Source organism: Rehaibacterium terrae (assembly GCF_014202935.1).
Lineage (GTDB): Bacteria > Pseudomonadota > Gammaproteobacteria > Xanthomonadales > Xanthomonadaceae > Rehaibacterium > Rehaibacterium terrae.
On sequence record NZ_JACHHX010000018.1, the window covers coordinates 1 to 24,335 of the forward strand.

Consider the following 24,335-nt stretch of genomic DNA (forward strand, 5'->3'; position numbering starts at 1 on the left):
GCGAGCACCTGGGGTGCCCTTCTCTTTGGTCACTTTCTCTTGGGCAAGCAAGAGAAAGTGACCCGGCCGCCGGCAGGCGGACGGAACACCCGGCCCGAAGGGCCGGCCAGTTCGCGAGGAGGACCCCACAGGCGGGCTGAACCCCCGGCGCGCAGCGCCGGCACGGTCGCGAGAAACCAACCCACACGCGGCAGGAGCGGCGTGAGTCCGGGGTGCCCTGAAGACCGGCCAGCCCAAGCCTTGGCCGAAGAACCATCACCGCCGCCCCCGCCCAGCCGGTATCCTTGTCGACGTCATCCACGCTGCCCCAGCCCATGCACGCCTACGTCTACAAGAGCCAACGCAAGGCCGACACCTACGTCTACCTGCGCGAGCGGGAGAATTTCGACCTGCTGCCCGCGCCGTTGCGCGAGCGGTTGGGCGCGCTCAGCTATGTGCTGGAGGTGACGCTGTCGCCAGAGCGGCGGCTGGCGAAGGAGGACCCGGCCATCGTGCGGGCCAACCTCGCCGATCGCGGCTTCCATATCCAGTTCCCGCCGGACGAGCACACACGCGCCGATGCCTGACCGCGGCGACACCCGCGTCGGGGCAGCCTTGATCGCTTCCGCGGTCGGCCTGGCGCTGGCGGCCCTGCCCCTGTTCCTGGCGCATCCGGCGGCGCTGGCCGGCCTGTGGCTGGCCTGGGTGCCGTTCGGACTGGCCGCCGGCTGGTGGCTGGGCACGCGCACACCGGGGGAGCTGCTGCGCGACGCGGTCGTGTTGGGGCTGCTGTGGACGGCGGCCCTGCTGTCGTTCGCACTGTTGCTGGCCTGGCCGCTGCAGCGCTTGCAGCAGGCGCCGTCGCTGGGCGGGGTCCTCGCGCTCGGCGCCGCGTGCGGCCTCGGCCTGTTCGCGTTCTGGCGCACCTGGCCGGCCACCGGCCGGGCCCTGCGCACGGGTGGCAGCCTGGCCGAGCTGCGTGTCGCGGCGCGGCACGGCGCCGGTCTGGCATGGCGCGGTTTCGGGGTGGCGCTGGCGCTGGCGGGCGCACTGCTGCCGGTGCTGCTGCTGGCCTGGCCCGGGCTGGTCGAGGGTGCAGCGCGCGACTGGCTGCTGCCGGCCGGCATCGTCGCGGTCGCGACCATGCCGCTGCTGGCCGCCTGGCTGGGCGAGCCGCCGGAGGTCGCGGAGACGGTCGGGCTCCTGCCGGTCACCACGGCACGCGCCTACGGTGGCGAGACGATGGCGGTGGTCGAGGATGAAGCCGATGCCGGACTGTCGCTGGAGTCGCGCCTGTACCTGGCCGCCCGCCTGGGCCGGATCGAGCAGGCGCTGGATCTGCTCGAGGCCGGCGCCGACCCGCACGCGCTGCCGCCGCCGGGGGGCCGCGACCAGCGCACGCTGGCGATGCTGGCCGCGGTGCACGTCGACCTGCGCCTGCTGCGCGCACTGATCGCCGCCGGCGTCGATCTCAATCTGGCCCACGCCGGTTTGACTCCGCTGCTGGCCGCCACCCGCGACAGCTGGCACGGCCGGGTCGAGGCGGTGATGACCCTGCTCGCCAACGGCGCCGATCCGCGCGTGGTCGATGCCGACGGCAACACCCCGCTGCACCATGCCGCGCGCAGCACCGATCCGGGCGTGGCGGCGCTGCTGCTGGATGCCGGCGCCGCGCTCGATGCGGTCAACCACGAGGGCCTGAGTCCGCTGGGCGTGGCCTGCGCCGCCGGCAACTGGCGGCTGGCGAAGTTCCTGATCGAGCGTGGCGCGCACAACGAGCCGGCCGGCGGCCAGCCGGTGCTGCTGGCGGCGGCCGGCGGCGACGACGACCCGGCCGGCGTCAATCTGCTGCTCAGGCACAAGGCGCGTGTCGACGCCCGTGACCAGCGCGGCCGGACCGCGCTGCTGGTCGCCTGCCGCGCCGACAACGCCGAGATCGTCGCCGCCCTGCTCGCCGCCGGCGCCGACCGCAACGCCCACGACGACGAGGGATTCACCCCGCTGCTCGCCGCCAGCGCCGCAGGCAGCCTGGCCGCGCTGCGGGTGTTGATCCCGACCCAGCCCGACCCCGGCGCCGTCGATGCCGCCGGCCGCAACGCGCTGGCATTGCTGATGCAGGCACGCCAGGCCGATCCGGAGATCGTGCCGCTGCTGCTGCGGCTCGGCGTCGATCCCGGGCAGCGCGACCGCGACGGGCGGCGTCCGCTGGATCTGGCGGTGGCGGCCGGCCGCTGGCGGTTGGTGCGCGCGCTCGATCCGCTGCATCCGCTGCCGTCCAGCCTGCTCGACGAGAGCGAGGACGCGCTGGACGAGCCCGAGCAGTCGCCCGAATCGCTGTTGCGCGACGCGCTGATCGCACGCCGTTTCGACGAGGCCGCGCGGATGCTGCCGCTGGCGCCGCCCGAGGCGGCGAGTGCGCTGCTGCCGGTCTTCGCCGACGAATGCGACCTGGATCTGTTCGACTGGCTGCTGCGGCACGGCGTCGATCCCGAGCGGCCGCTGCCCGGCGGCGGCGACGGCGTCGCCTTCCGCCTGCTGGCGCGTGGCCGCCACGCCGCGCCGGCGTTGCGCCGCCTGCTGGCGCGCGGCGTCGGCATCGGCGGGCGCGGTGGCCTGGCGCGGTTCCTGGCCGCCTGCGCCGGTGACCGATCCCATGCCGGCGAGCACGAGGCGCTGGCGCTCGATCTGCTTGCCCGTGGCGCCGACCCCTTCGGCAAGAACCCGGCCGGCGATCCGCCGCTGGCGCTGGCGCTGCGGTTGGGTTGGTCGCGGCTGGCGCTGGCCCTGCTGGCGACCGGCGCCGACCCCAACCAGCGCGATGCCCGCGGCCTCTCGCCGCTGCACCTGGCCTGTGCGCGTGGCGACGCGGCGCTGGTGAAGGCGCTGGTGCGCCACGGCGCCTCGCCGGAGGCGCGCAGTCCGGACGGACAGACCCCGCTCGGGCTGGCCCTGGCCAGCGGCCGCCGCGAACTGGCGCACTGGCTGGAATGGCGGCAATGGCGCCTGCCCGGCCGCCCGTTGCAGCCGGCCGACCTGCCGGCCGCCGCCATGGTCGGCGATCGCGACGCGGTCGAGCGCCTGCTCGAACTCGGGCTGCCGATCGATGCGGTCGACGTGCAGGGTTGCAGCGCCCTGCTGCGTGCCGCCGGCGGCGGTCACGCGGCGCTGGTCGAGCTGTTGCTGGCACGCGGCGCCGACGTCGCGCTGTCGGCATGCACTGGCGCCACGCCGCTGTCGGCGGCGGTGAGCATGCGTCATCCGCAGATCGTCGAGCGCCTGCTGGTCGCCGGCGCGGCGGTCGACCAGGCCCTGCCCGGCGGCATCACCCCGTTGATGGTCGCCGCCGCGCTCGGCCTGGACGACATGTGCCGGCGCCTGCTCGCCGGCGGCGCGGACATCGCCGCGCAGGACGGGCAGGGCCATGGTGCGCTGCACTGCGCGGCGATCCAGGCCTTCCAGTCGCGCGACCGCGACCGCGTCGTGCGCCTGTTCGACCTGCTGCTGCGCGCCGGCGCCGGCGCCGACGCCCCGGCCCAGGGCGGCCTGACGCCGCTGCTGCTGGTGCTGGGCGCACGCGCCGAGCCGGGCAGCAGCTGCGACGAGGACACCGTGCTGGCCGCGCTGGAGCGCCTGCTGGCCGAGAACGTCGCCCTCGACGTGCAGGAGCGGCGTGGGTTCGGCCCGCTGCACCTGGCCTGCCTGCACGGTCTGCGCCGTGTCGTGCGGCGTCTGCTGCGTGCCGGCGCCGATCCTGGCCTGCGCGACACCCTCAACCGTACCCCGCACGATATCGCCGTGCTGCGCGGCTTCGTCGATGTCGCCGCCGAGTTCGAACCGGCCCGCGGCCAGGTCAGTCTGGCCCGCTTCCTGCGCGAGCCGCCGCGCGAATAGCGGCGGCCCGCCGCCGCGCCGCGCGGCCGCCGCAACGAAAACGCCGGCTTTCGCCGGCGTTTGTCGTTCGTGGAGCCGGCCGGATCAGCCGCGCTTCATGAAGTTGAAGAACTCGTCGTTGGTCTTGGTGTTCTTCATCTTGTCGAGCAGGAACTCGATCGCCGCCAGCTCGTCCATCGGATGCAGCAGCTTGCGCAGGATCCAGATCTTCTGCAGGAAGTCCGGCTCGATCAGCAGCTCCTCGCGGCGGGTACCGGAGCGGTTGATGTTGATCGCCGGGTAGACGCGCTTCTCGGCGATGCGGCGGTCCAGGTGCACCTCCATGTTGCCGGTGCCCTTGAACTCCTCGTAGATCACCTCGTCCATCTTCGAGCCGGTCTCGACCAGCGCGGTGGCCAGGATGGTCAGCGAGCCGCCTTCCTCGGCCTTGCGCGCGGCGCCGAAGAACCGCTTGGGGCGGTGCAGGGCGTTGGCGTCCACGCCACCGGTGAGCACCTTGCCCGAGCTCGGCACCACGGTGTTGTAGGCGCGCGCCAGGCGGGTGATCGAGTCGAGCAGGATCACCACGTCCTTCTTGTGCTCGACCAGGCGCTTGGCGCGCTCGATCACCATCTCGGCGACCTGCACGTGGCGCGCGGCCGGCTCGTCGAAGGTCGAGGAGATCACCTCGCCACGCACGGTGCGCTGCATTTCGGTGACTTCCTCGGGCCGCTCGTCGATGAGCAGCACGATCAGGTGCACCTCGGGGTGGTTGTTGACGATCGCCTGGGCGACGTTCTGCATCAGCATCGTCTTGCCCGCCTTGGGCGGGGAGACGATCAGGCCGCGCTGGCCCTTGCCGATCGGGGCCATCAGGTCGAGGATGCGGCCGGTGATGTCCTCGGTCGAACCGTTGCCGCGCTCGAGCTTGAAGCGCTCGCGCGGGAACAGCGGGGTGAGGTTCTCGAACAGGACCTTGTTCTTCGACGCCTCCGGCGGCTCGCCGTTGATGGTGTCGACCTTGTGCAGCGCGAAGTAGCGCTCGCCGTCCTTCGGGCTGCGGATGCGGCCGGCCAGCTCGTCGCCGGTGCGCAGGTTGAAGCGGCGGATCTGGCTGGGCGAGATGTAGACGTCGTCGGGACCGGCCAGGTAGCTGGCATCGGCCGAGCGCAGGAAGCCGAAGCCGTCCGGCAGGATCTCCAGCACGCCGTCGGCGGCCACGCCATCGGCATGGCGGGTGAGCACCTTGAGCAGGTTGAAGATCACGTCCTGCTTGCGCAGGCGGGCCACGCCCTCGCCGATGCCGAGCTGCTCGGCGATGTCCAGCAGCTTGTGCGCCGGCATGCGCTTGAGGTCGGCCAGCGAATAGCTGGGGAAGTCCGGCGGCAGCACCGGCATCGGCCGCTGCGGCTCGGAACGCTCGTCGCCGTCGTCATCGCCGCCACCCTGGCCGCCCTGGCGATTGCGGTCGCGGTCACGGTTGCGGCGGTCGCGGAAACGGTCGCGGCGGGAGCGGCGGCCCTCGCGTGGCTCGCCTTCGCTGCTGCCGGCGTCGCCGCCTTCGCCTTGGCCGGTCTGGCCGGTCTGGTTGGCCTGGTTGGCCTGGGGTGGGTTGCTGTCGGTGGCGGGCGTCGGCTTCTCGGCCGCGGCTTCGTTGCCGGCGGACGCGCGCTTGGCGGCCTCGCCGTTGTCGGTCTGGCTGTCAGACGGGGAGGGATCGGACACGGAGTGCACCTCGCGGTGTGCGAGCGTGAAGAGGAAGGGAGTGTTGCGGAAGAAGAGATGGGGCGCCGTCCGGCGCCTGCGCGGTCATGAAGCTAACACCGAGCCGGGGGCGCCGGCAAGCGACGCCCGGCGAGGCGTTCAGGCCCGGGTGGGGCCGGATGGCGGCGTGGCGAGCCGTCATTCCGGCCTGTGCCGGGATGACGGTTCCCCCGGTCCCTCAGAGCGCCTTGTCGATGAAGGCGGCGAGCTGGGCCTTGCCCACCGCGCCGACCTGGGTCGAATGGACCTTGCCGTCCTTGAACAGCATGAGCGTGGGGATGCCGCGCACGGCGTACTGGCGCATGGTGCCCGGGTTCTGGTCGACGTTGAGCTTGACCACCTTGACCTTGCCGGCATAGTGCTCGGCCAGCTCGTCGACGATCGGCGAGATCATCTTGCAGGGGCCGCACCACTCGGCCCAGAAATCGACCAGCACCGGCTCGGGGGACTTGAGCACCTGGGCTTCGAAATCGGCGTCGCCGACGTGCAGAACCTTGTCGCTCACGGGAAAACTCCTGGGAAGTACGGCCGGAGAAGGCCTTCGCTGCGGTAAACTGGGGGCGACGACCGAACGAATCAATCAGCCCGCCCTGAACACGATGTCCGGCCGAAGTTTGCGGTCGACGCGCCGGGGGCGCAAGCGCGAAGCCACCGCGCCACGACCGAAGCAGACATGACCGACAAGCCGCTCACCGATATCGCATTCTCCAATTTCGACCTTCATCCCGCGCTGCTGGCGGGCCTGGAACGCGCCGGCTTTTCCCGTTGCACGCCGATCCAGGCACTGACTCTCCCGGTGGCCCTGTCGGGGCGCGACGTCGCCGGCCAGGCCCAGACCGGCACCGGCAAGACCCTGGCCTTCCTGATCGCGGTGGTGAACCGCCTGCTGACCCGTCCGGCGCTGGCCGAGCGCAAGCCGGAGGATCCGCGCGCGCTGATCCTCGCGCCCACCCGCGAGCTGGCCATCCAGATCCACAAGGACGCGGTCAAGTTCGCCGCCGACCTCGGCCTGCGCTTCGCGCTGGTGTACGGCGGTGTCGACTACGACAAGCAGCGCGCGCTGCTGCAGGCGGGCGTGGACGTCATCATCGCCACCCCGGGCCGGCTGATCGACTACGTCAAGCAGCACAAGGTCGTCTCGCTGCACGCCTGCGAGGTGTGCGTGCTGGACGAGGCCGACCGCATGTTCGACCTCGGCTTCATCAAGGACATCCGCTTCCTGCTGCGGCGGATGCCGGTGCGCACCGAGCGCCAGACCCTGCTGTTCTCGGCCACGCTCAGCCACCGCGTGCTGGAGCTGGCCTACGAGCACATGAACGAGCCGGAGAAGCTGGTGGTGGAGGCCGAGACGGTCACCGCCGCGCGCGTGCGTCAGCGCATGTACTTCCCGGCCGACGAGGAAAAGCTGCCGCTGCTGCTGGGCCTGCTGTCGCGCTCGGAAGGCGCGCGCACGATGGTGTTCGTCAACACCAAGGCCTTCGTCGAGCGCGTCGCCCGCGCGCTGGAGAAGGCCGGCTACCGCGTCGGCGTGCTCTCCGGCGACGTGCCGCAGAAGAAGCGCGAGTCGCTGCTCCGGAAGTTCCAGGCCGGCCAGCTGGAGATACTGGTCGCCACCGACGTGGCCGCGCGCGGCCTGCACATCGACGGCGTCAGCCACGTCTTCAATTACGACCTGCCGTTCGACGCCGAGGACTACGTCCACCGCATCGGCCGTACCGCCCGCCTGGGCGCCGAGGGCGACGCGATCAGCTTCGCCTGCGAGCGCTACGCGATGAGCCTGCCGGACATCGAGGCCTACATCGGGCAGAAGATCCCGGTCGAGCCGGTGACGCCGGACCTGCTGACCGCACTGCCGCGCGCCCCGCGCCCGGTGGTGGAGGGTGAGGGCGAGGACAGCGAGGAGGCCGAGAGCGTCGGCCAGATCTTCCGCGAGGCGCGCGAGCAGGCCGCGGCGGACGAGGAGCGCCGCGGTGGCGGTGGTCGCGGTCGTGGTCGCGGACGCAGCGAACGTGGCGAACGTGCCGGCGGCCGCCGCGAAGGCCCGCGCCGCGAGCGCCGACCGGCCGAGCCGAAAGCCGAACCGAAAGCCGAGCCCGAGGCACCGGCACAGCAGGCGATTCCCGGCCTCGATGCGCCGGCGCCAGCCGAGGCGGGCGCGGTGGGCGGTGGCGAAGGCGCGCCGCGCAAGCGCCGCCGCCGCCGTGGCGGCCGCGGGCGTGGCCAGGGCGGCGATGCCGCCGCGCCGGCCACGGCGACCGCCGGCCGTCCGCGCAGCGGCAAGGACGAGGGGCGCGGCAAGGGCGAGTTCCGTCCCAACAAGGACAAGCCCAAGCACAAGCCCAAGCCGGCGCCGGAAGGCGGCGAAGGCGGCGAAGGCGGCAAGCCCTCGCTGCTGGCCCGCATCAGGCGGGGCCTGGCCGCGCTGATCAAGCGGCCGCCGCGGCAGCACTGAGGCCGGGTGCCGGCTCCCGGCTCTGCTAAATTGACGCGGCCCAGGGGAACCCGTTGCCGCGCATGACCGCGCTCGCCGACCGCCTCCATTCGCTCTTCGTCTCGCCCGTGCCCGCGCGCGCGGCGACGCTGGCCTTGGGTGCGCTGTGCGCGGTACTGGCGGCGCGGCTGCTGTGGTTGCTGGTGGCCGGGCCGCAGATTCCGGTCGCGCCGTCCGCCGCGCCGGGCATGGCGCCGGCGGCCGAGCGCGCGCCGTTGGCCGGCTTCCATCTGTTCGGGCAGGGCGGGGTGGCGCCGGTGGCGGCGCCGGCCAGCCAGTCGCGGCTGCTGCTGCGCGGCACCTTCGCTTCACCCGATCCGGCCAACGGGCTGGCCTTCATCGCCGAAGCCGCGGGCCGCGAGCGCGCCTATCGCGTCGGCGAGCGCCTGCCCGATGGCGCGATCCTCGACGAGGTGCATGCCGAGCACGTCATCCTGCGTCGCGAGGGTCGCCGCGAGATGCTCTCCCTGCCGCGCGAGGGCACGGCGACGCCGCCGCCGCGCGATCCGACGCCGGCCGCGCCGGTCGATCCCGGCGGCGGCTACCTCACCGGCCCGCTGAGCTTCGGCGCGCCCGACCTGGCCACCGACCGCGCCGCGCGCGCGCCGGAGCTGGCCGCGCTGGCCGAGGGTGCCAACGTGCTGCCGGTGGTCGAGAACGGCCGCTTGGTCGGCGTGCGCCTGGGCGTGCGCGACCCGGCGCTGCTGGCGCGCTTCGGCCTCGACGGCGAGGACATCGTCACCGCCGTCAACGGCATCCCGCTCGACGACCCCGAACGCCGCGACGCGCTGCAGAACGTGCTGCGCGCCGGCGGCCCGGTCGTCCTCACCGTCCGCCGCGGCGGCTCCGAACGCCAGGTCACGCTCGGCCTGTAACGAGAATGAAAACGATGCCAAGACTCTCCGCGCTGCTGCTCGCCGTTTCCCTCGCGCTGGCCCTGCCCGCCCACGCGCAGACCGTCGCGCCGATCGTGCCGGGCGCCGCGCCCGCCACCGGCGACAGCCGGCACACGCTCAACCTCAGCGCCGCCGACATCGGCGTGCTGATCCAGACGGTGAGCGAGATCACCGGCCGCAGCTTCATCGTCGATCCGCGCGTCGAGGGCAAGGTGACGGTGATCTCCGCCACGCCGATGGACGCCGACGCGATCTGGCGCACCTTCGAGTCGGTGCTGAAGGTGCACGGCTACGCGGTGGTCCCCGCCGGCGGCATGTGGAAGGTGGTGCCCGAGGGCGTGGCCGCCACCGACGGTGGCGTGCCGCTGAGCGCGGCCGCCAGTCACGACGCGCTGGTGACGCGGGTGGTCGAGGTGCGCCAGGTGCCGGCGCAGGAGCTGGCCGCGCTGTTGCGCCCGCTGATGCCGCCGAGCGCGCAGCTGGTCGCGCAGGGCAGCACGCTGGTGATCACCGACCGCGCCGGCAACGTCGAGCGGTTGGCGCGCATCGTCCAGCGCATCGACACTGCCGCCGACACCGAAGTCGAGGTCATCCCGCTGCGCCACGCCAACGCCGCCGAGATCGCGCGCACGCTGGCGCAGCTCGAACCGCAGGCGGTGCCGGGCCTGCCCGGCGGCGGCGGCCGGCTGGTGGCCGACGCGCGCAGCAACTCGGTGCTGCTGTCCGGCGACCGCGCGGCGCGGCTGCGGCTGCGCACGCTGATCGCCCATCTGGACACGCCCTTGAGCGAAGGCGACAGCACCCAGGTGATCTACCTGCGCAATGCCCGCGCGGCCGACCTGGTGCCGGTGCTCGAAGGCGTGGCCGCCACGCTCACCGGCACCCCCGTCGGCGGCGACGGCGCCCGGCCGGCCACCATCCAGGCGCACGAGGAAACCAACGCGCTGGTGGTCACCGCCGCGCCGGCGGTCTACCGCGAGCTGGCCGCGGTGGTGCGCGCGCTCGACGTGCGTCGCGCGCAGGTGCTGGTCGAGGCGGTGATCGCCGAGGTCAGCGACGACATCGCCGACGAGCTGGGTGTGCAGTGGCAGAGCACCAGTCTGGACACCGGCGACGACAAGGGCGTGATCGGCGGCACCAACTTTCCCGACGGCAGCGGAGGCGGCGGCATCGTCAGCGGCCTGACCAATCCGCTCAACGCGGTCGGCGGCGAGGGTCTGCGGCTGGGGTACCTCGGCGGCCGCATCACGTTGCCGATCGGCGAGAACGGCGAGGAGGTGACCGTCTTCCAGATCGGCGCGCTGGTCAAGGCGCTGCGCGGCGACGGTCGCTCCAACATCCTGTCTCGGCCCAGCGTGATCACGCTCGACCACCAGGAGGCCGAGTTCAAGGTCGCCCAGGAGGTGCCCTTCGTCACCGGCCAGTACACCAACACCGGCACCGGCGGCAGCCTGCCGCAGAACCCGTTCCAGACCATCGAGCGCAAGGACGTCGGCCTGATCCTGCGCGTCACCCCGCACGTCAACGAGGGCGACGCGGTGCGGCTGGACATCTCGCAGGAGGTGTCCACGCTGGCGCCGCGCGCGGCCGGCGCGGTCGACCTGATCACCAACAAGCGCGAGATCCGCACCTCGGTGCTGGTGCCGGACGGCGGCTTCCTGGTGCTCGGCGGGCTGACCTCCGAGGAAGTCGGCGAGAGCGTGCGTGGCGTGCCGGGCCTGAGCCGCATCCCCGGCCTCGGCAACCTGTTCAAGTCGCGCGCCAGCAGCCGCAGCAAGCGCAATCTGATGATCTTCCTGCGCCCGGTGATCCTGCGCGACGCCGCCGCCGAGGCGGCGGTGTCGAGCGAGAAATACAATTTCCTGCGCGCCGAGCAGCTGCAGATGCGGCAGCGCTTCGAAGGCCGCGTGCGCGGCGGCGAGCAGCCGCTGCTGCCGGAGCTGCCGCAGGACCTGTTCCGCCAGCCGCCGCCGGTGGAGCCGCCGCGTGAGTGACCCCCTGCCGCCGCGCCCGCCATACGGCTTCGCGCGCCGGCACGGCGCCACCGTGACCGGCTGGCGCGACGGCCGCGCGGTGATCGCCCACCGCCCCGGGGTCGCCCCCGAGGTGTTCGCCGAGCTGCGCCGCCTGTGCGCCGCGCCATTGCTGCTGGAGCCGCACGACGAGGCCGGCTTCGAGCGCCTGCTGCGCGCGCTCTACGGCGAGGGCGGCGAAGGCGCGACCGCCGCCGCGGCGGCCGACCTCGGCGAGGCCGACCTCGCCGCGCTCGCCGACAGCCTGCCCGAGCCGCAGGACCTGCTGGAGAGCGAGGACGACGCGCCGATCATCCGCCTGATCAACGCCCTGCTCACCGAGGCGGTGCGGCAGGGCGCATCCGACATCCACATCGAGCCGTTCGAGAGCCGGCTGGTGGTGCGCTTCCGTGTCGACGGCGTGCTGCGCGAAGTGCTCAGCCCGCAGAAGGCCGTCGCGCCGGCGGTGGTCTCGCGCATCAAGGTGATGGCGCGGCTGGACATCGCCGAGCGCCGCCTGCCGCAGGACGGCCGCATCGCCCTGCGCATCGCCGGCCGCCCGGTGGACGTGCGCGTGAGCACCATTCCGGTCGGCGGCGGCAGCGGCAGCGAGCGCGTGGTGCTGCGCCTGCTCGACAAACAGGCCGGCCGGCTCGACCTCGACGCGCTCGGCATGCCGGCCGCGCTGCGCGATCAGGTCGACGCGCTGATCCACCGCCCGCACGGCATCCTGCTGGTCACCGGCCCGACCGGCTCGGGCAAGACCACCACCCTGTACGCCGCGCTGCAGCGGCTCAACGACGGCAGCCGCAACATCCTCACCGTCGAGGATCCGATCGAGTACCACCTCGACGGCATCGGCCAGACCCAGGTCAACCCGAAGGTGGACATGACCTTCGCCCGCGGCCTGCGCGCCATCCTGCGCCAGGATCCGGACGTGGTGATGGTCGGCGAGATCCGCGACCTGGAGACCGCGCAGATCGCCGTGCAGGCCAGCCTCACCGGCCATCTGGTGCTCTCCACCCTGCACACCAACTCCGCCGTCGGCGCGGTGACCCGCCTGCGCGACATGGGTGTGGAACCGTTCCTGCTCGCCTCTTCGCTGATCGGCGTGCTGGCGCAGCGTCTGGTGCGTGTGCTCGACCCGGCGCAGTCGGAGGTGTACGCCCCCAGCCAGGCCGAATGCGCCGCGCTCGGCGGCGCATGGTCGCCCGAACTGCGCTTCCGCCGCCCGCACCCCGACGCCGCGCGCCCGTACCGGGGCCGCTGCGGCCTGTACGAACTGGTGCTGGTGGACGAGGCGATGCGCCGCCTGATCCACGACAACGCCAGCGAGGCCGACCTGCTCGCGCAGGCGCGCCGGCGCACGCCCTCGCTGCTCGCCGACGGCTGGGCCAAGGTCTGCGCCGGGGCGACATCGGTGGAAGAGGTGCTGCGCGTCACCCGCGAGGATTGAGCGCGCACCTGAAGGAGCGGTGCAAGCCGCGAGCGGCGGCCTCGCTGGCGATCGCAAGGCCTTGCCCCGCGCCCGCGGGCACCAGGCCGGGACCGGCGCCCTGGACACCGGCCTGCTCGCCGAAGCGGCTCGCCGCCGCCACAGTGGCTGCTCGATGCACGTCATCTCCGCCGCGCCGTACCTCCCCGTACCGCCTCGGCGGCCGCGGCCATACGCTAAACTCGACGCCTTGGCCGCGCGGCCGCCGGATCACCCACGACAACGATCAAGACACGGGCCGCCCGCGGTCCGCGGAGACAAGCAATGAACTGGCTCAACGACGCCCTCGAACAGGACTGCGATCCGACCGAGACCCGCGAATGGGTCGAGGCGGTGCGCGCGGTCATCGCCCACGACGGGCCCGAGCGCGCCCACTTCCTGCTCGACCGGGCGATCGAGGAAACCCGCCGTGCCGGCGGCAACCTGCCGTTCTCGCTGACCACCGACTACATCAACACCATTCCCCCGGAGCGCGAGGCCAGGAGTCCCGGTGACGCCGCACTGGAGTGGCGCATCCGCTCGATCATCCGCTGGAATGCGATGGCGATGGTGGTGCGGGCCAACCGCAAGCCCGGCGAGCTGGGTGGCCACATCGCCAGCTTCGCCTCCTCGGCGACGCTCTACGACGTCGGCTTCAACCATTTCTGGCGCGCGCCCAGTGCCGACCATCCGGGCGATCTGATCGGCATCCAGGGCCACTCCAGCCCCGGCATCTACGCCCGCGCCTTCCTCGAAGGCCGGTTGACCGAAGACCAGCTCGACCACTTCCGCATGGAAGTCGACGGCCGTGGCATCAGCTCCTACCCGCACCCGTGGCTGATGCCGGACTTCTGGCAGTTCCCGACCGTGTCGATGGGGCTGGGACCGATCGGCGCGATCTACCAGGCACGCTTCTGGAAGTACCTGGAGGCGCGCGGCCTGATGCCCAGGACCGACCGCAAGGTGTGGTGCTTCCTCGGTGACGGCGAAACCGACGAGCCCGAGAGCCTGGGCGCGATCTCGCTGGCCGGCCGCGAGGGGCTGGACAACCTGATCTTCGTCGTCAACTGCAACCTGCAGCGCCTGGACGGCCCGGTGCGCGGCAACGGCAAGATCATCCAGGAGCTGGAAGGCGTGTTCCGCGGCGCCGGCTGGAACGTGATCAAGCTGATCTGGGGCAGCTACTGGGATCCGCTGCTGGCGCGCGATCACAAGGGCGTGCTGCGCAAGCTGATGATGGAGACCGTCGACGGCGAGTACCAGAACTGCAAGGCCTTTGGCGGCGCCTACACGCGCGAGCACTTCTTCGGAAAGTATCCGGAGACCGCCGCCATGGTGGCCAACCTGTCCGACGAGGACATCTGGCGCCTCAACCGCGGCGGCCACGATCCGCACAAGGTCTACGCCGCCTATCACGCAGCCGTCCGTACCACCGGCATGCCGACCGTGATCCTGGCCAAGACGGTCAAGGGCTACGGCATGGGCAAGGCTGGCGAGTCGCTCAACCCGACCCACCAGACCAAGAAGCTGGACGACGAGGCCGTGCGCGCCTTCCGCGACCGCTTCAACATCCCGATCCCGGATGAGCGGCTCGGCGAGGTGCCGTTCTACCATCCGGGCGAGGACTCCGAGGAGGTCAAATACCTCAAGGCGCGCCGCGCCGCGCTGGGCGGCTACCTGCCGCAGCGCCGGCGCAAGGCCGACGAATCGCTGCAAGTGCCCTCGCTCGACAAGTTCGAGCGCCTGCTCAAGTCCAGCGGCGAGCGCGAGATCAGCACCACCATGGCCTTCGTGCAGGCGCTGAACATCATCCTGCGCGACAAGCAGGTCGGCCCGCGCTGTGTGCCGATCGTCGCCGACGAGGCGCGCACTTTCGGCATGGAAGGGCTGTTCCGCCAGATCGGCATCTACTCCCCGTTCGGCCAGAAGTACAAACCGGTCGACCGCGACCAGCTCATGTACTACCGCGAGGATCAGGCCGGCCAGGTGTTGGAGGAGGGCATCACCGAGGCCGGCGCCTTCGCCAGCTGGATGGCCGCTGCCACCAGCTACAGCACCAACAACCTGCCGATGCTGCCGTTCTACATTTACTACTCGATGTTCGGCTTCCAGCGCATCGGCGATTCGGCCTGGCAGGCCGCCGACATGCGCGCGCGCGGTTTTCTGCTCGGCGCCACTGCCGGCCGCACCACCCTCAACGGCGAAGGCCTGCAGCACGAGGACGGCCACAGCCACCTGCTGGCCGGAGCCATCCCCAACTGCCGCGCCTACGACCCGACCTTCGCCTACGAGGTGGCGGTGATCCTGCAGCGCGGCATGCAGCGCATGCTCGGCGAGCAGATCGACGAGTACTGGTACCTCACCCTGATGAATGAGAACTACGCGCACCCGGACATGCCGGAGGGCGCGGAAGAGGGAATCATCAAGGGCATGTACCTGTTGCGGGACTCGGGGGTCGGGACCCGGGGCTCGGGGAGGAGCAAGAGCAGGCAGCCGTGTGTGCAGTTGCTCGGCTCGGGCACCATCCTGCGCGAGGCCATCGCCGCCGCCGAGCTGCTGGAGAAGGACTTCGGCGTGGCCGCCGACATCTGGTCCTGCCCCAGCTTCACCGAGCTGCGCCGCGACGGCTTCGACGCCGAGCGCTGGAACCGGCTGCACCCCGAGGCCAAGACCCCGCGCAAGGCCTATGTGACCCAGTGCCTGGAAGGTCGCGAGGGCCCGGCCATCGCCGCCACCGACTACGTGCGCGCCTTCGCCGACCAGATCCGCGCCTTCGTGCCGATGCGCTACACCGTGCTCGGCACCGACGGCTTCGGCCGTTCCGACACCCGTGCCAACCTGCGGCGCTTCTTCGAGGTGGACCGGTACTACATCGCCCAGGCCGCCATCGAGGCCCTGGCGAAGGAAGGCAAGTTCAGCGCCCGCGACGCCGCCCGCGCGATCCGGCTGTACGGCATCGATGCGGACAAGCCCAACCCGCTGACGGTGTGAGGCAGCGTCGAGGGAGCGGATGCGCGAAGGGGCGACCCATGGGCCGCCCCTTCGCGTGATGCCGCCGCGGCGGTCATCCCGGCACCGCCGCGACGGCTGCCGCTCGGCTCAGTCGCCGCGACGACCGCGCAGCGAAGCCTCGGTGCGCGCGGACGCATCGACCTCGGCGCGGGCCGCGGCGCGGCCGTCGCGCGAGGCGCGCAGGTCGGCCTCGCCGCGGGCGCTGGCGTCCGCCTCGGCGTGGGCGCTCAGCCCGCCGCGACGGGACGGGGCCGGCCTGGCCTCGCCCGATTCCGGGGCGGCGTCCTCGCCGCCGTCGCGGCGTTCGCCGCCCGTCATGCGCAGCTCGCCCAGCGCCTGGCCGCTCAACGCGCTGGCGCCGTCGAGTGCCAGTCCGTCGCGGCGGCCGCCCAGGTCGCCCTGCCCCTCACCCGCGGTGCGGCCGGACACCGTGCCGGCGAGTTCACCAGCCAGTCCGCTGGCGCCGCGTGCCGCGGTCGTCGCGGTGGTGCCGGTGGCGGCCGAACCCTCGACCGCACCGCGGGCGGCCGTGGCGAGCGCCGCCTGGCCGTGCCCGGTCAGCGTTTCCGCCTGTGCGCCGGCCTGCGTGGCGGCCTCGCCGCCGCGCCGGAACAGGCGCGAGATCGGGCCGCGGCCACGGCGCTCGACCTCGCTGCCTGCCTGTACGGCGCTTTCCGCCTGCGCGGCGGCGGCAGCGCTCAGGTCCGCGGCCGCGTGGCCGGCCTCGGCGCGACCGGTCGCCGCGGCGACGGTCTCGGCCGCATGCTCCAGCGCCAGCGCAGCGCGCTCGGCATCGACCTGTCCGGCGGCGCCGGCGATCGCCCGGCCGGCGACCTCGCCGCCGATGGCCGCCTCCGACGCACCGGCTGCGGCCGTCCCGGCGACGCCGCGCAGCTCGCCAGCGGCGTCGAGCGCGCCACGGGCGGTGCCGTGGACGCGACGGCTGGCGCGCGGATCCGCCGGATCGACGCGTGGAAGCGTGCCGGCGCGTCCGTCCAGTGTACCGCCGACACGGCCGGCGACGTCGCCGGTCAGTGCAGCGGGCGCCCCGGTCACGCCGCCGACCAGACGGCCGCCGGCACCGACCGCGCCGCCACCCTGGAGCAACTGCGCCTGGGCCTGCGGCCCGAAGGCGAACAGGGCGGCGAAGATGGCAGTGGTCAGCAGGGGTTGCTTGCTCATGGGGATCTCCTTGTCTGCCGCAGCCCACCTGCGGCTCTCACTGGGAACTACGAGGCGCTGCGGTGGCTTCTTCCATGGCCGCGGGCGGCGGTTCGGGAGCGATTCAGCGGCGTGGCCGCGGCGTGTGCGCGGTGCAGCCGGCGCGCCCGCGGAGCGTTCGGCCGGCGGGTGGCGCGAGGAGAGGCCCGGCGGACGGGTGCCCGCCGGGCGGGGCGGGATCAGAAACTGCGGGTGAGGCTCAGTCCGGCGCCCCAGTCCGGGCTGCCGTCGGACAGGCCCTTGCTCAGGTACACCTGCAGCTTGCCGGCGGCGCCGGCCGGCGCGTTGAAGAACGCCATCAGGTCCCGGCGCGCGTCGAAGCCGCTGCTGGCGGCTTCGCGGTAGTCGTACATCAGGCCGAGCTGGCCGCTGCCGATGCGCCGGCCGATGCCGAGGTTGCCGCCGAGCACGTCGTCGACGTCGATGAAGCGCGAGGAGCCGAGACGGGTGTAGCCGAGGCCGCCGAACAGCAGGGTGCCGTCGAAGTCGCGGTACAGGTCCACCGCCACGCCGTAGTCGTTGGCGCCGGTGCCCAGGCCCTTGTCTTCGTCGGCGGTGGCGATCTTGGCGTTGACGGAAAAGTCCACGCCCAGCGCGGTGCCGGTCGGCATCGACCAGGTCGCGGCCAGCGTCAGGTCGCCGATGCCGGAGGCGGTGCCGCGCTCCGGCGTGTCCTGGCCGGCCGGCGGCGGCCCGCCGATCACCGGGAGACGGCCGCGGCCGACCGGATTGAGGTTCGGGACCAGGCCGACCCCGGGCAGCACGTTCGGATCACCGCTGACGCGCAGCCAGGGCAGGCTGGCGCGGAAGCTCCAGTTGCCGCTGTCCAGGCGCGCGGTGATCGGCACCGAGAAGATCTCGGTGGTGGTGTCGCTGCCGTAGTCGCCGGTGCTGTAGTTGAGACCGGCGCCGACGCTCAGGCCGTCGGCGGCATGGGTGAGGCCGGCCGCGAGCAGGGCCGCGCAGATCAGGCTGGGACGGATCATCGGATCTCCTTTTCGGTGTCGGGATGACGCAAAGGCGGGCACCCCCGGGTGCCCGCCTGCTGTCGGGGACGGCGTGGCGGTCAGCGGCCGCCGCGCTGGGGACGGTCGGGACGTTCCGGCCGGGTCGGCCGCTCCGGCATCAGCGGGCGCTCGGGCAGGACCGGGCGACCGACATTCTCCGGGCGTGCCGGCGTGACCGGACGGGTGCCGGCCTCGATACGGGCGTTGCCGCGCGCTTCCGCGGCCACGCCGCGGCCCAGCTCGCCGCGCACCCGCGCGTCGGCAGCGGTCGTGGCGCCGGCGCCACCGCCGGCAGTGCCGCGCGCCTCGGCAGCGATGTCCAGGCCGGCCTGGCCTTGCGCGCCGGTGCTGCCCCGGTTGGCCGCGCTGACGATCTGGCCGAGGTTGAAGCCCAGTTCCTGGGCGATCTCGCCCCAGCCCATGCCGTCGGCGCGCATCTGCAGCAGGCTGTCCAGTGCCGCATCGAGATCGGCGGCGCTGCCGGATTCGATCATGGCGCCGGCCAGACCGAGCGTGATGTCGATCTCGCCATAGCCCATCGCCTCGCCGGATTCGCCGCCGCTGCGCAGCCGCTCGACCAGCGCGGTGGCCGCCTCGATGTCGTCGTCCAGCAGGTGCGCATGGCGTTCGGCGATGCGCTGGGTCGGCACCGCGGCATGGGCGGCGGCCTCGCTGTCGCCCTCGACCTCCTGGGCCTGCGCCGGCGCGGTCGCGGCGAAGAGGGCGCACAGGGCGCCGAACGTGGCGGCAGCCAGAAATTGCTTCGGATTCATGATCGTGCCTCCATGAAGGCCGCGGGCGATCCGCGGCTCGCATCAGGGACTACGAACCGGGGCGGGGTTTTCTTCCCGCGCGCCCCGGATTCGTTCAGCGGCCGGCCTCGGTCAACGCGAGCGCGGCCTCGGCGCCGATCAGGCCGTGGCCGAACACGGGATCGCGGCCACGCTCGCCGAGGTCGATCGCCTGCGCCGCCAGCTGCGTGCGCACATGTTCGACCAGCCCCTCGCCCGGGGCGGCGGCGTGGCGCGCAGCGGCGCGTGCGACCAGCGGCGCGGCGAACGAGGTGCCGCGCACCGTCGCCCAGTCGCCGCCCGGGCGGGCCGCGCGCAGCGCCGCGCCGGGTGCGGCGAAGTCCACCTGCGGGCCGCGCACCGCCTCGGGCAGTGCGCGCTGGCGGGCATCGACGGCGGTCACGCCGATGACCTCCGGATAGGCGGCCGGGAACAGCGGCGGCGCGGTCGGACCGTCGTTGCCGACCGCGGCCACCAGCACGTGGCCGCGCCCGGCCAGCGCACGGGTGGCGCGCGCCAGCAGCGCGTTGTCCGGGCCGACCAGGCTGAGGTTGATCACCGCCACCCGCTCATCCGCCAGCCAGGCCATCGCTTCGACCAGCGCGCTGACCGCGCCGCCGGTCGGCCGGCCGCAGTAGATGTCGGCGGCGTACAGCACGGTCGGCGTGGCGTCGCGGTCGCCGCCGGCCAGCAACGAGGCCACCGCGGTGCCGTGGCGGTCCGGCCGGGAGTCCCCGTCGCAGCCCCAGGGCTCGATGCGCACCCCGGCCAGCGCCGGGTGCGTGCGGTCCACGCCGCTGTCGACCAGGCCGATGCGCAGCGGCGTGCCGGCGGCGCCGGGCGCGCTCGGCGCACTCGTTGCGGGGATGGCCACCGGCGCGGACGAGCCGAAATACAGGTGGTTGAAGACGTACTCGCCGTCGCGGTCGAGCCGCTGCAGCTGCCGCAGCGCGGCGCGCGTGCCCTGCCCGGGGCGGGCGTGGAGCACGGCGACCCGCAGGCCGAGCGCGCCCAGCTCGCGCGTGCCGGTGACGGCGAAACCGGCGGCACGGGCGCGTTCCAGCGCGGCCGGCGAAGGGTCGATGGCGAGGATCTCGCTGCGCACGATCGGCGCGCCGTGACGGTCGAGGTCGAGCACGTCGCGATGCATGCGCACATAACTGCGCAGATCCACCTGCTGCACCAGACCCGGCACGCTCCGCACGGCGACGCGGGCCTGCGCGGGCAACGGGCGCAGTGCCTGCGCGGGGAGCGTGCGGGCGACGTCGGACGCCGGCTGCGCGGCATCGACCGGCAGCCGCGCGCCGGCCATCGCCGGGCGCAGCGGATCGGCGGCCAGTGCTGGCCGGGGCGCGGCTGCCGGCGGTTGCGCCGACGCGCCCGACGTCGCGAGCGCGACGCCCAGCATGAGCGCAATCGTCGGCCATCGGTGCAGGCGCATCATCGTTTCCGGGACCTCGCGCTGCGGACAGTGTCGACGCCGGGTCGGGGCACGCCAATGGGGGATTTCCCCCGCATCGGGGCATGCCGGCCGATGCTAGCATCCGGGCCCCGTGCGCCGAGCCGGTCGGGTCACGAAAAGACGGTTCCGGTTCAGGGAAGAAAGTGCCCCGCAGGAACGTAGACAGCGATGACGGTTCCGGACTCCGCCAGTCACATGCATGAACAGCTGTGCGAGCTGCTGCCGCGCATGCGCCGCTTCGCGCGCTCGATCGCAGGCGATCCGCACGACGCCGACGACCTGGTCCAGGTCGCGGTCGAGCGGGCGCTGGCGCGGGCGTCGCAATGGCGGGCGGACCGCGAGTTGGCGCCGTGGGTGTTCGGGATCATGAAGAACGCCTGGGTGGACGAGCTGCGGGCGCGTACGCGCAGCCGGCAGCTGTTCGCTCCGGAGGACGAGGGCGGCCAGGTCGGCACCGCGCCGGTCGAGGCCCGGATGGTGGCGATGTCGGTGGAGGCCGCACTGGCGGCGCTGCCGGAGGAGCAGCGCATGGCGGTGGCGCTGGTGCTGATCGAGGGACTGTCGTATCGGGAGGCGGCCGATGCACTCGGCATCCCGATCGGCACCCTGACCAGCCGGCTGGCGCGCGGTCGCGAGGCGCTGCAGCGCATGCTCGGCGAGGGGGACGGATGAGGATTTCCGACGAACGACTGATGGCCTACGTCGACGGCGAGCTCGACGCCGCGCAGGCAGCCCAGGTGGAGGCGGCGATCGCCGCCGATCCCGCGCTCGCCGCCGCCGTCGCGCGCCAGCGCCGGCTGCGCGAACGCTTGCGCGCGGCCTTCGATCCGGTGCTCGATCAGCCGGTGCCCGAGCGGCTGCTGGCCGCGGCGCGTGGTGCAACGACATCGTGCGCAGCGCAGGTGGTCGATCTGCACGCCGTTGCCGCGCGCCGCGATCGCCCGCGGCGCTGGTCGCTGCCGGAATGGGCGGCGCTGGCCGCCGCGCTGGTGCTCGGCCTGGTGCTGGCGCAGTGGCTGCCGCTGCACGATGACGACCTGCTGGCCACCGCGCCGGACGGCCGCCTGCTCGCCCGCGGCGAGCTGGCGCAGGCGCTGGATACCCGGCTCAGTGGCGACAGCACCGATCGCATCGCCTTGGGTCTGAGCTTCCGCACCGGCGACGGCGGCTACTGTCGCAGCTTCGTGCTGCAGCGGCCGCAGCCGCTGGCCGGCCTGGCCTGCCGCCAGGAGGATGGCTGGCGGGTGCCGGTGCTGAGCGAAGCCGAGCCGGCCGCCGGCGGCGAGTTGCGTCTGGCCTCGGCCCCGCTGCCGCCGGCGGTGCTGGGCGAGATCGACGCACGCATCGCCGGCGAGCCGCTCGACGCCGCCGCCGAGCGGGCGGCGCGCGCGGCCGGCTGGCGCTGAAGCGGGCCTGCCTCGCAGCGGCCTGAACGCCGCACATCCGGCGACCGCGGCCGTCGCGCCGCCCGCCGCCGGCCTGCGCTATCGTCGTTGCGGGTCGTCCCGGGTCGCCGTGGATGGAACGAATCCGCCCGCGGCGAGTCACACCCCTCCCCCCACGTCTTCGGTGCGAGCGAGGCTCATGGTCAGGAAGCAGCGTCCGGTCTGGCAGCGAGCGGTCGGCGTCGCGGCGGTGGCGGCGGCGATCACGGTCGGGGTGTGGTTCGCGCGCCAGGGTGAGGCGCCGGTGGTCCTGCCGCCGGCACCGCCGGCCGATCCCGTGGTCGAGGCGGAGACCGGCGAGCGCCATCCGATCGGGCAGGCGCAGGTGGATGCCGAACCGGAATCGCCCGAGACACTGCCGCCGCTGACGGAGAGCGACGCCGCGGTGATCGAGGCCCTGCAGGCGCTGGCCGACGACGGCGATCCGCTGTGGATCCCGCAGTACCTGGTGCAGCGCTTCGTCGCCACCGTCGACAACCTGCCGCGGCAGAAACTGGCGCTGCCGCTGCGGCCGGTGAAACCGGCGCCCGGTACGCTGCGGGTGCGCGAGGAGGCCGACGGCCGGGTCGTGCTCGACCCGGCCAATGCCGAGCGTTACGCGCGCCACCTCAGCGTCGCCGAGGCCGTGGACAGCGAGCGCGCGGTGGCCCTGTACGTGCGCTTCTATCCGCTGTTCCAGCAGGCCTACCGCGAGCTGGGCTATCCGGGCGCGCACTTCAACGACCGCCTGGTCGAGGTGATCGACCACCTGCTGGCGGCACCGGAGATCGACGCCCCGCTGGCGCTGGTGCCGGAGAAGGGCGGCTGGGCCTTCGCCGACCCGGCGCTGGAGTCGCTGTCGTCCGGCCACAAGATCCTGCTGCGGATCGGCCCGGACAATGCGCGCCGCGCCAAGGCCAAGCTGCGCGAGCTGCGGACGGTGCTGACCGGGGAATCGCTGCCGCGCTGAACGGCCCACCGCGTTGCCGTGGACTCGGCGCGGGTTCGAACCCATCCTGGTTCGAACGATCGGGGGCGGGGACTCATGAAGCGGATCGCATTGGCCGGCCTGCTGGACTTCAGCCTGGCCACGCAGGTGATCGGCTGGCTGCTCTCGGTGGTGTGGCGATGCGCGGGCAATGCGCGCGACGCGCGGCGGTAGAATCGCGGCCCCGCCATCTGAAGGCCGTGGTGTGTCCGCGCACGACGATCCCGCCCTCGACACCCTGCTGCTGCCGTTCGCCGACGGCATGCTGCGCTGGCCGGCCGATGGCCGCGTGCTGTTCCTGCACGCGCGCGACGGCTGGGCGCTGCGCCGCTTTCCGCTGGCCGGGCTGGTCTGCGAGCAGGGCTTCAAGCCGTTCGCCGATGCGCTCGCGCGGACCGGGCTAGCGGTGGTGGCGCAGGCCGGGGGGCGTTTTCCGCTGGTGCTGGCGCTGCCGCCGCGCCAGCGCGACGAAGCGCGCGCACTGCTGGCCCGCGCGCTCGACCATCTCGAACCCGGCGGCGTGCTGGTCGCCTGCCAATCGAACCTGGAGGGTGCGCGTTCCGGCGAGGACGATCTCGATCGGCTCGCTGGCCTCGCCGGCAATCTCAGCAAGCACAAATGCCGCGTCTACTGGACGCGCGCCGACGCGCTCGACGCCGCGCTGCACGCGCAGTGGCGCGCGCTGGATGCGCCGCGGCCGATCCTCGATGGCCGTTTCGTCAGTCGTCCCGGCCTGTTCGCCTGGGATCGCGTCGATGCCGCCTCGGCGCTGCTGGCGGCACGGTTGCCCGACGAACTGGCCGGGCGCGGCGCCGATCTCGGCGCCGGTTGGGGCTGGCTGGCGGCCGAGGTGCTGGCGCGTTGTCCGCGGGTGACGGCGATCGATCTCTACGAAGCGCAGGCGCGCGCGCTCGAGCTGGCGCGGCGCAACCTCGCCGAGGCGCGGGTGCCGGTCGGCTTCCACTGGCACGACGTGCGCGCCGGCTTGCCGGCGCGCTACGACTTCATCGTCAGCAACCCGCCGTTCCACCAGGGCCGCGCCGACGAGCCGCGCATCGGGCAGGACTTCATCCGCGCCGCCGCCGCCGCGCTGCGGCCCGGTGGCCGGCTGTGGCTGGTGGCCAATCGCCACCTGCCTTACGAATCCGCGCTGCGGGAGGGCTTCGCGTCGGCGCGCGTGGTCGCCGAGCGCGATGGTTTCAAGGTGATCGAGGCGCTGAAGGCATGAAGCTCCTGAAGCTGATCGCCAACCTCGGCTACGGCAGCCGCAAGGAAGTCGCCGCGCTGTTCCGCGCGGGCCGCGTCACCGATGCCGACGGCGAGGTGCTGTACGCCGACGACCAGGTGCCGCACGCGGCCGTGCGCATCGATGGCGAGCCGCTCGACCCGGCGCCGGGCGTGACGATCGCGCTGCACAAGCCGGTCGGCGTCACCTGTTCCACCAGGGACCAGGGCCGGCTGGTGTACGACCTGCTGCCGCCGCGCTTCCGTCTGCGCCGTCCGGTGCTGTCCACGGTCGGGCGGCTCGACCGCGACACTTCCGGCCTGCTGCTGCTCACCGACGATGGCCAACTGCTGCACCGGATCATCTCGCCGCGCGCGCAGGTGGCGAAGGTGTACGAAGCCACCCTCGCCGCCGACCTGCGTGGCGACGAGGGCGCGCTGTTCGCCGCCGGCACCCTGCTGCTCGAAGGCGAGAAGACGCCGCTGGCGCCGGCCACGCTCGATGTGCTCGGCCCGCGCCATGTGCGGCTCACCCTCACCGAAGGCCGCTACCACCAGGTGCGGCGGATGTTCGCGGCGACCGGCAACCACGTCGAGACCCTGCATCGTGTCGCCGTCGGCGGCTTGACGCTGGACGGCCTCGCGCCCGGCGAGTGGCGGGTGCTCGATGCCGACGACATCGCCCGCGTGTTCGCGTCGCCGCCGTCGTCGTAGCGCGAG

At 73.2% G+C, this 24,335-nt stretch carries 17 protein-coding genes and 1 pseudogene; 12 read left to right on the forward strand and 6 right to left on the reverse strand.

What is annotated here, in order from left to right; translation table 11 throughout:
* Positions 1-314 precede the first annotated feature (314 nt).
* Together HNQ58_RS11180 and HNQ58_RS11185 are read left to right on the forward strand one after the other, a co-directional pair.
* Positions 315-566 (forward strand): YcgL domain-containing protein, encoded by a 252-nt coding sequence (locus tag HNQ58_RS11180; RefSeq protein WP_183949009.1) that lies wholly within the window; start codon positions 315-317, stop codon positions 564-566.
* Complete coding sequence (locus HNQ58_RS11185) at positions 559-3,870, forward strand: ankyrin repeat domain-containing protein (protein ID WP_183949010.1); 3,312 nt, start codon at positions 559-561, stop codon at positions 3,868-3,870. Before HNQ58_RS11180 ends, HNQ58_RS11185 begins: the two co-directional genes overlap by 8 nt.
* An 84-nt stretch (positions 3,871-3,954) precedes the next feature.
* On the opposite strand, the pseudogene rho reads toward HNQ58_RS11185, so the two are convergent.
* A pseudogene (rho, locus tag HNQ58_RS11190) lies at positions 3,955-5,361 on the reverse strand (transcription termination factor Rho); the annotation flags it as partial.
* A gap of 430 nt (positions 5,362-5,791) precedes the next feature.
* Positions 5,792-6,118, reverse strand: a complete 327-nt coding sequence (trxA, locus tag HNQ58_RS11195; RefSeq protein ID WP_183949012.1) for a thioredoxin TrxA — start codon at positions 6,116-6,118, stop codon at positions 5,792-5,794.
* 168 nt (positions 6,119-6,286) lie between these two features.
* Here trxA and rhlB point away from each other — a divergent pair, with 168 nt between their 5' ends.
* From rhlB to aceE, 5 genes are all read left to right on the forward strand, one after another.
* Positions 6,287-8,065: an ATP-dependent RNA helicase RhlB gene (gene rhlB, locus HNQ58_RS11200; RefSeq protein WP_183949013.1), complete on the forward strand. Its 1,779-nt coding sequence runs from the start codon at positions 6,287-6,289 to the stop codon at positions 8,063-8,065.
* A gap of 62 nt (positions 8,066-8,127) precedes the next feature.
* Entirely contained in the window at positions 8,128-8,979 is an 852-nt protein-coding gene (locus tag HNQ58_RS11205; RefSeq protein ID WP_183949014.1) for a type II secretion system protein N, read from the forward strand.
* 14 nt (positions 8,980-8,993) lie between these two features.
* Complete coding sequence (gene gspD / locus HNQ58_RS11210; protein ID WP_183949015.1) at positions 8,994-10,994, forward strand: type II secretion system secretin GspD; 2,001 nt, start codon at positions 8,994-8,996, stop codon at positions 10,992-10,994.
* Positions 10,995-10,998: 4 nt separating this feature from the next.
* Entirely contained in the window at positions 10,999-12,468 is a 1,470-nt protein-coding gene (gene gspE, locus HNQ58_RS11215) for a type II secretion system ATPase GspE (RefSeq protein ID WP_221301278.1), read from the forward strand.
* A gap of 303 nt (positions 12,469-12,771) precedes the next feature.
* The gene (aceE, locus tag HNQ58_RS11220; RefSeq protein ID WP_183949017.1) at positions 12,772-15,477 is read left to right on the forward strand and encodes a pyruvate dehydrogenase (acetyl-transferring), homodimeric type; all 2,706 of its coding nucleotides are present in this window, start codon (positions 12,772-12,774) and stop codon (positions 15,475-15,477) included.
* A 108-nt stretch (positions 15,478-15,585) separates the two neighbouring features.
* On the opposite strand, the gene HNQ58_RS11225 is transcribed toward aceE, so the two are convergent.
* From HNQ58_RS11225 to HNQ58_RS11240, 4 genes are all read right to left on the reverse strand, one after another.
* Positions 15,586-16,680 carry a hypothetical protein gene (locus tag HNQ58_RS11225; RefSeq protein ID WP_183949018.1) on the reverse strand — a complete coding sequence of 365 codons (1,095 nt, stop codon included), beginning with the start codon at positions 16,678-16,680 and terminating at the stop codon, positions 15,586-15,588.
* Between the two features lie 218 nt (positions 16,681-16,898).
* Positions 16,899-17,705, reverse strand: a complete 807-nt coding sequence (locus HNQ58_RS11230; RefSeq protein WP_183949019.1) for a transporter — start codon at positions 17,703-17,705, stop codon at positions 16,899-16,901.
* A gap of 80 nt (positions 17,706-17,785) precedes the next feature.
* Positions 17,786-18,499: a hypothetical protein gene (locus HNQ58_RS11235; protein ID WP_183949020.1), complete on the reverse strand. Its 714-nt coding sequence runs from the start codon at positions 18,497-18,499 to the stop codon at positions 17,786-17,788.
* Between the two features lie 94 nt (positions 18,500-18,593).
* On the reverse strand, positions 18,594-19,958 hold the full coding sequence (locus tag HNQ58_RS11240) for a S8 family serine peptidase (RefSeq protein WP_246417316.1): 1,365 nt from the start codon (positions 19,956-19,958) through the stop codon (positions 18,594-18,596).
* Between the two features lie 216 nt (positions 19,959-20,174).
* Here HNQ58_RS11240 and HNQ58_RS11245 point away from each other — a divergent pair, with 216 nt between their 5' ends.
* The 5 genes from HNQ58_RS11245 (at position 20,175) to HNQ58_RS11265 (ending at position 24,329) form a co-directional block, all read left to right on the forward strand.
* On the forward strand, positions 20,175-20,651 hold the full coding sequence (locus HNQ58_RS11245; RefSeq protein WP_246417317.1) for an RNA polymerase sigma factor: 477 nt from the start codon (positions 20,175-20,177) through the stop codon (positions 20,649-20,651).
* Positions 20,648-21,385, forward strand: coding sequence for a zf-HC2 domain-containing protein (locus tag HNQ58_RS11250; RefSeq protein ID WP_183949022.1), 738 nt, complete (start codon positions 20,648-20,650; stop codon positions 21,383-21,385). Before HNQ58_RS11245 ends, HNQ58_RS11250 begins: the two co-directional genes overlap by 4 nt.
* Positions 21,386-21,563: 178 nt before the next feature.
* Positions 21,564-22,373, forward strand: coding sequence for a DUF3014 domain-containing protein (locus HNQ58_RS11255; RefSeq protein WP_221301276.1), 810 nt, complete (start codon positions 21,564-21,566; stop codon positions 22,371-22,373).
* A 169-nt stretch (positions 22,374-22,542) separates the two neighbouring features.
* Positions 22,543-23,619 (forward strand): class I SAM-dependent methyltransferase, encoded by a 1,077-nt coding sequence (locus HNQ58_RS11260; protein WP_183949024.1) that lies wholly within the window; start codon positions 22,543-22,545, stop codon positions 23,617-23,619.
* Positions 23,616-24,329, forward strand: a complete 714-nt coding sequence (locus HNQ58_RS11265; RefSeq protein ID WP_183949025.1) for a pseudouridine synthase — start codon at positions 23,616-23,618, stop codon at positions 24,327-24,329. Before HNQ58_RS11260 ends, HNQ58_RS11265 begins: the two co-directional genes overlap by 4 nt.
* The last annotated feature ends 6 nt before the right edge of the window (positions 24,330-24,335 follow it).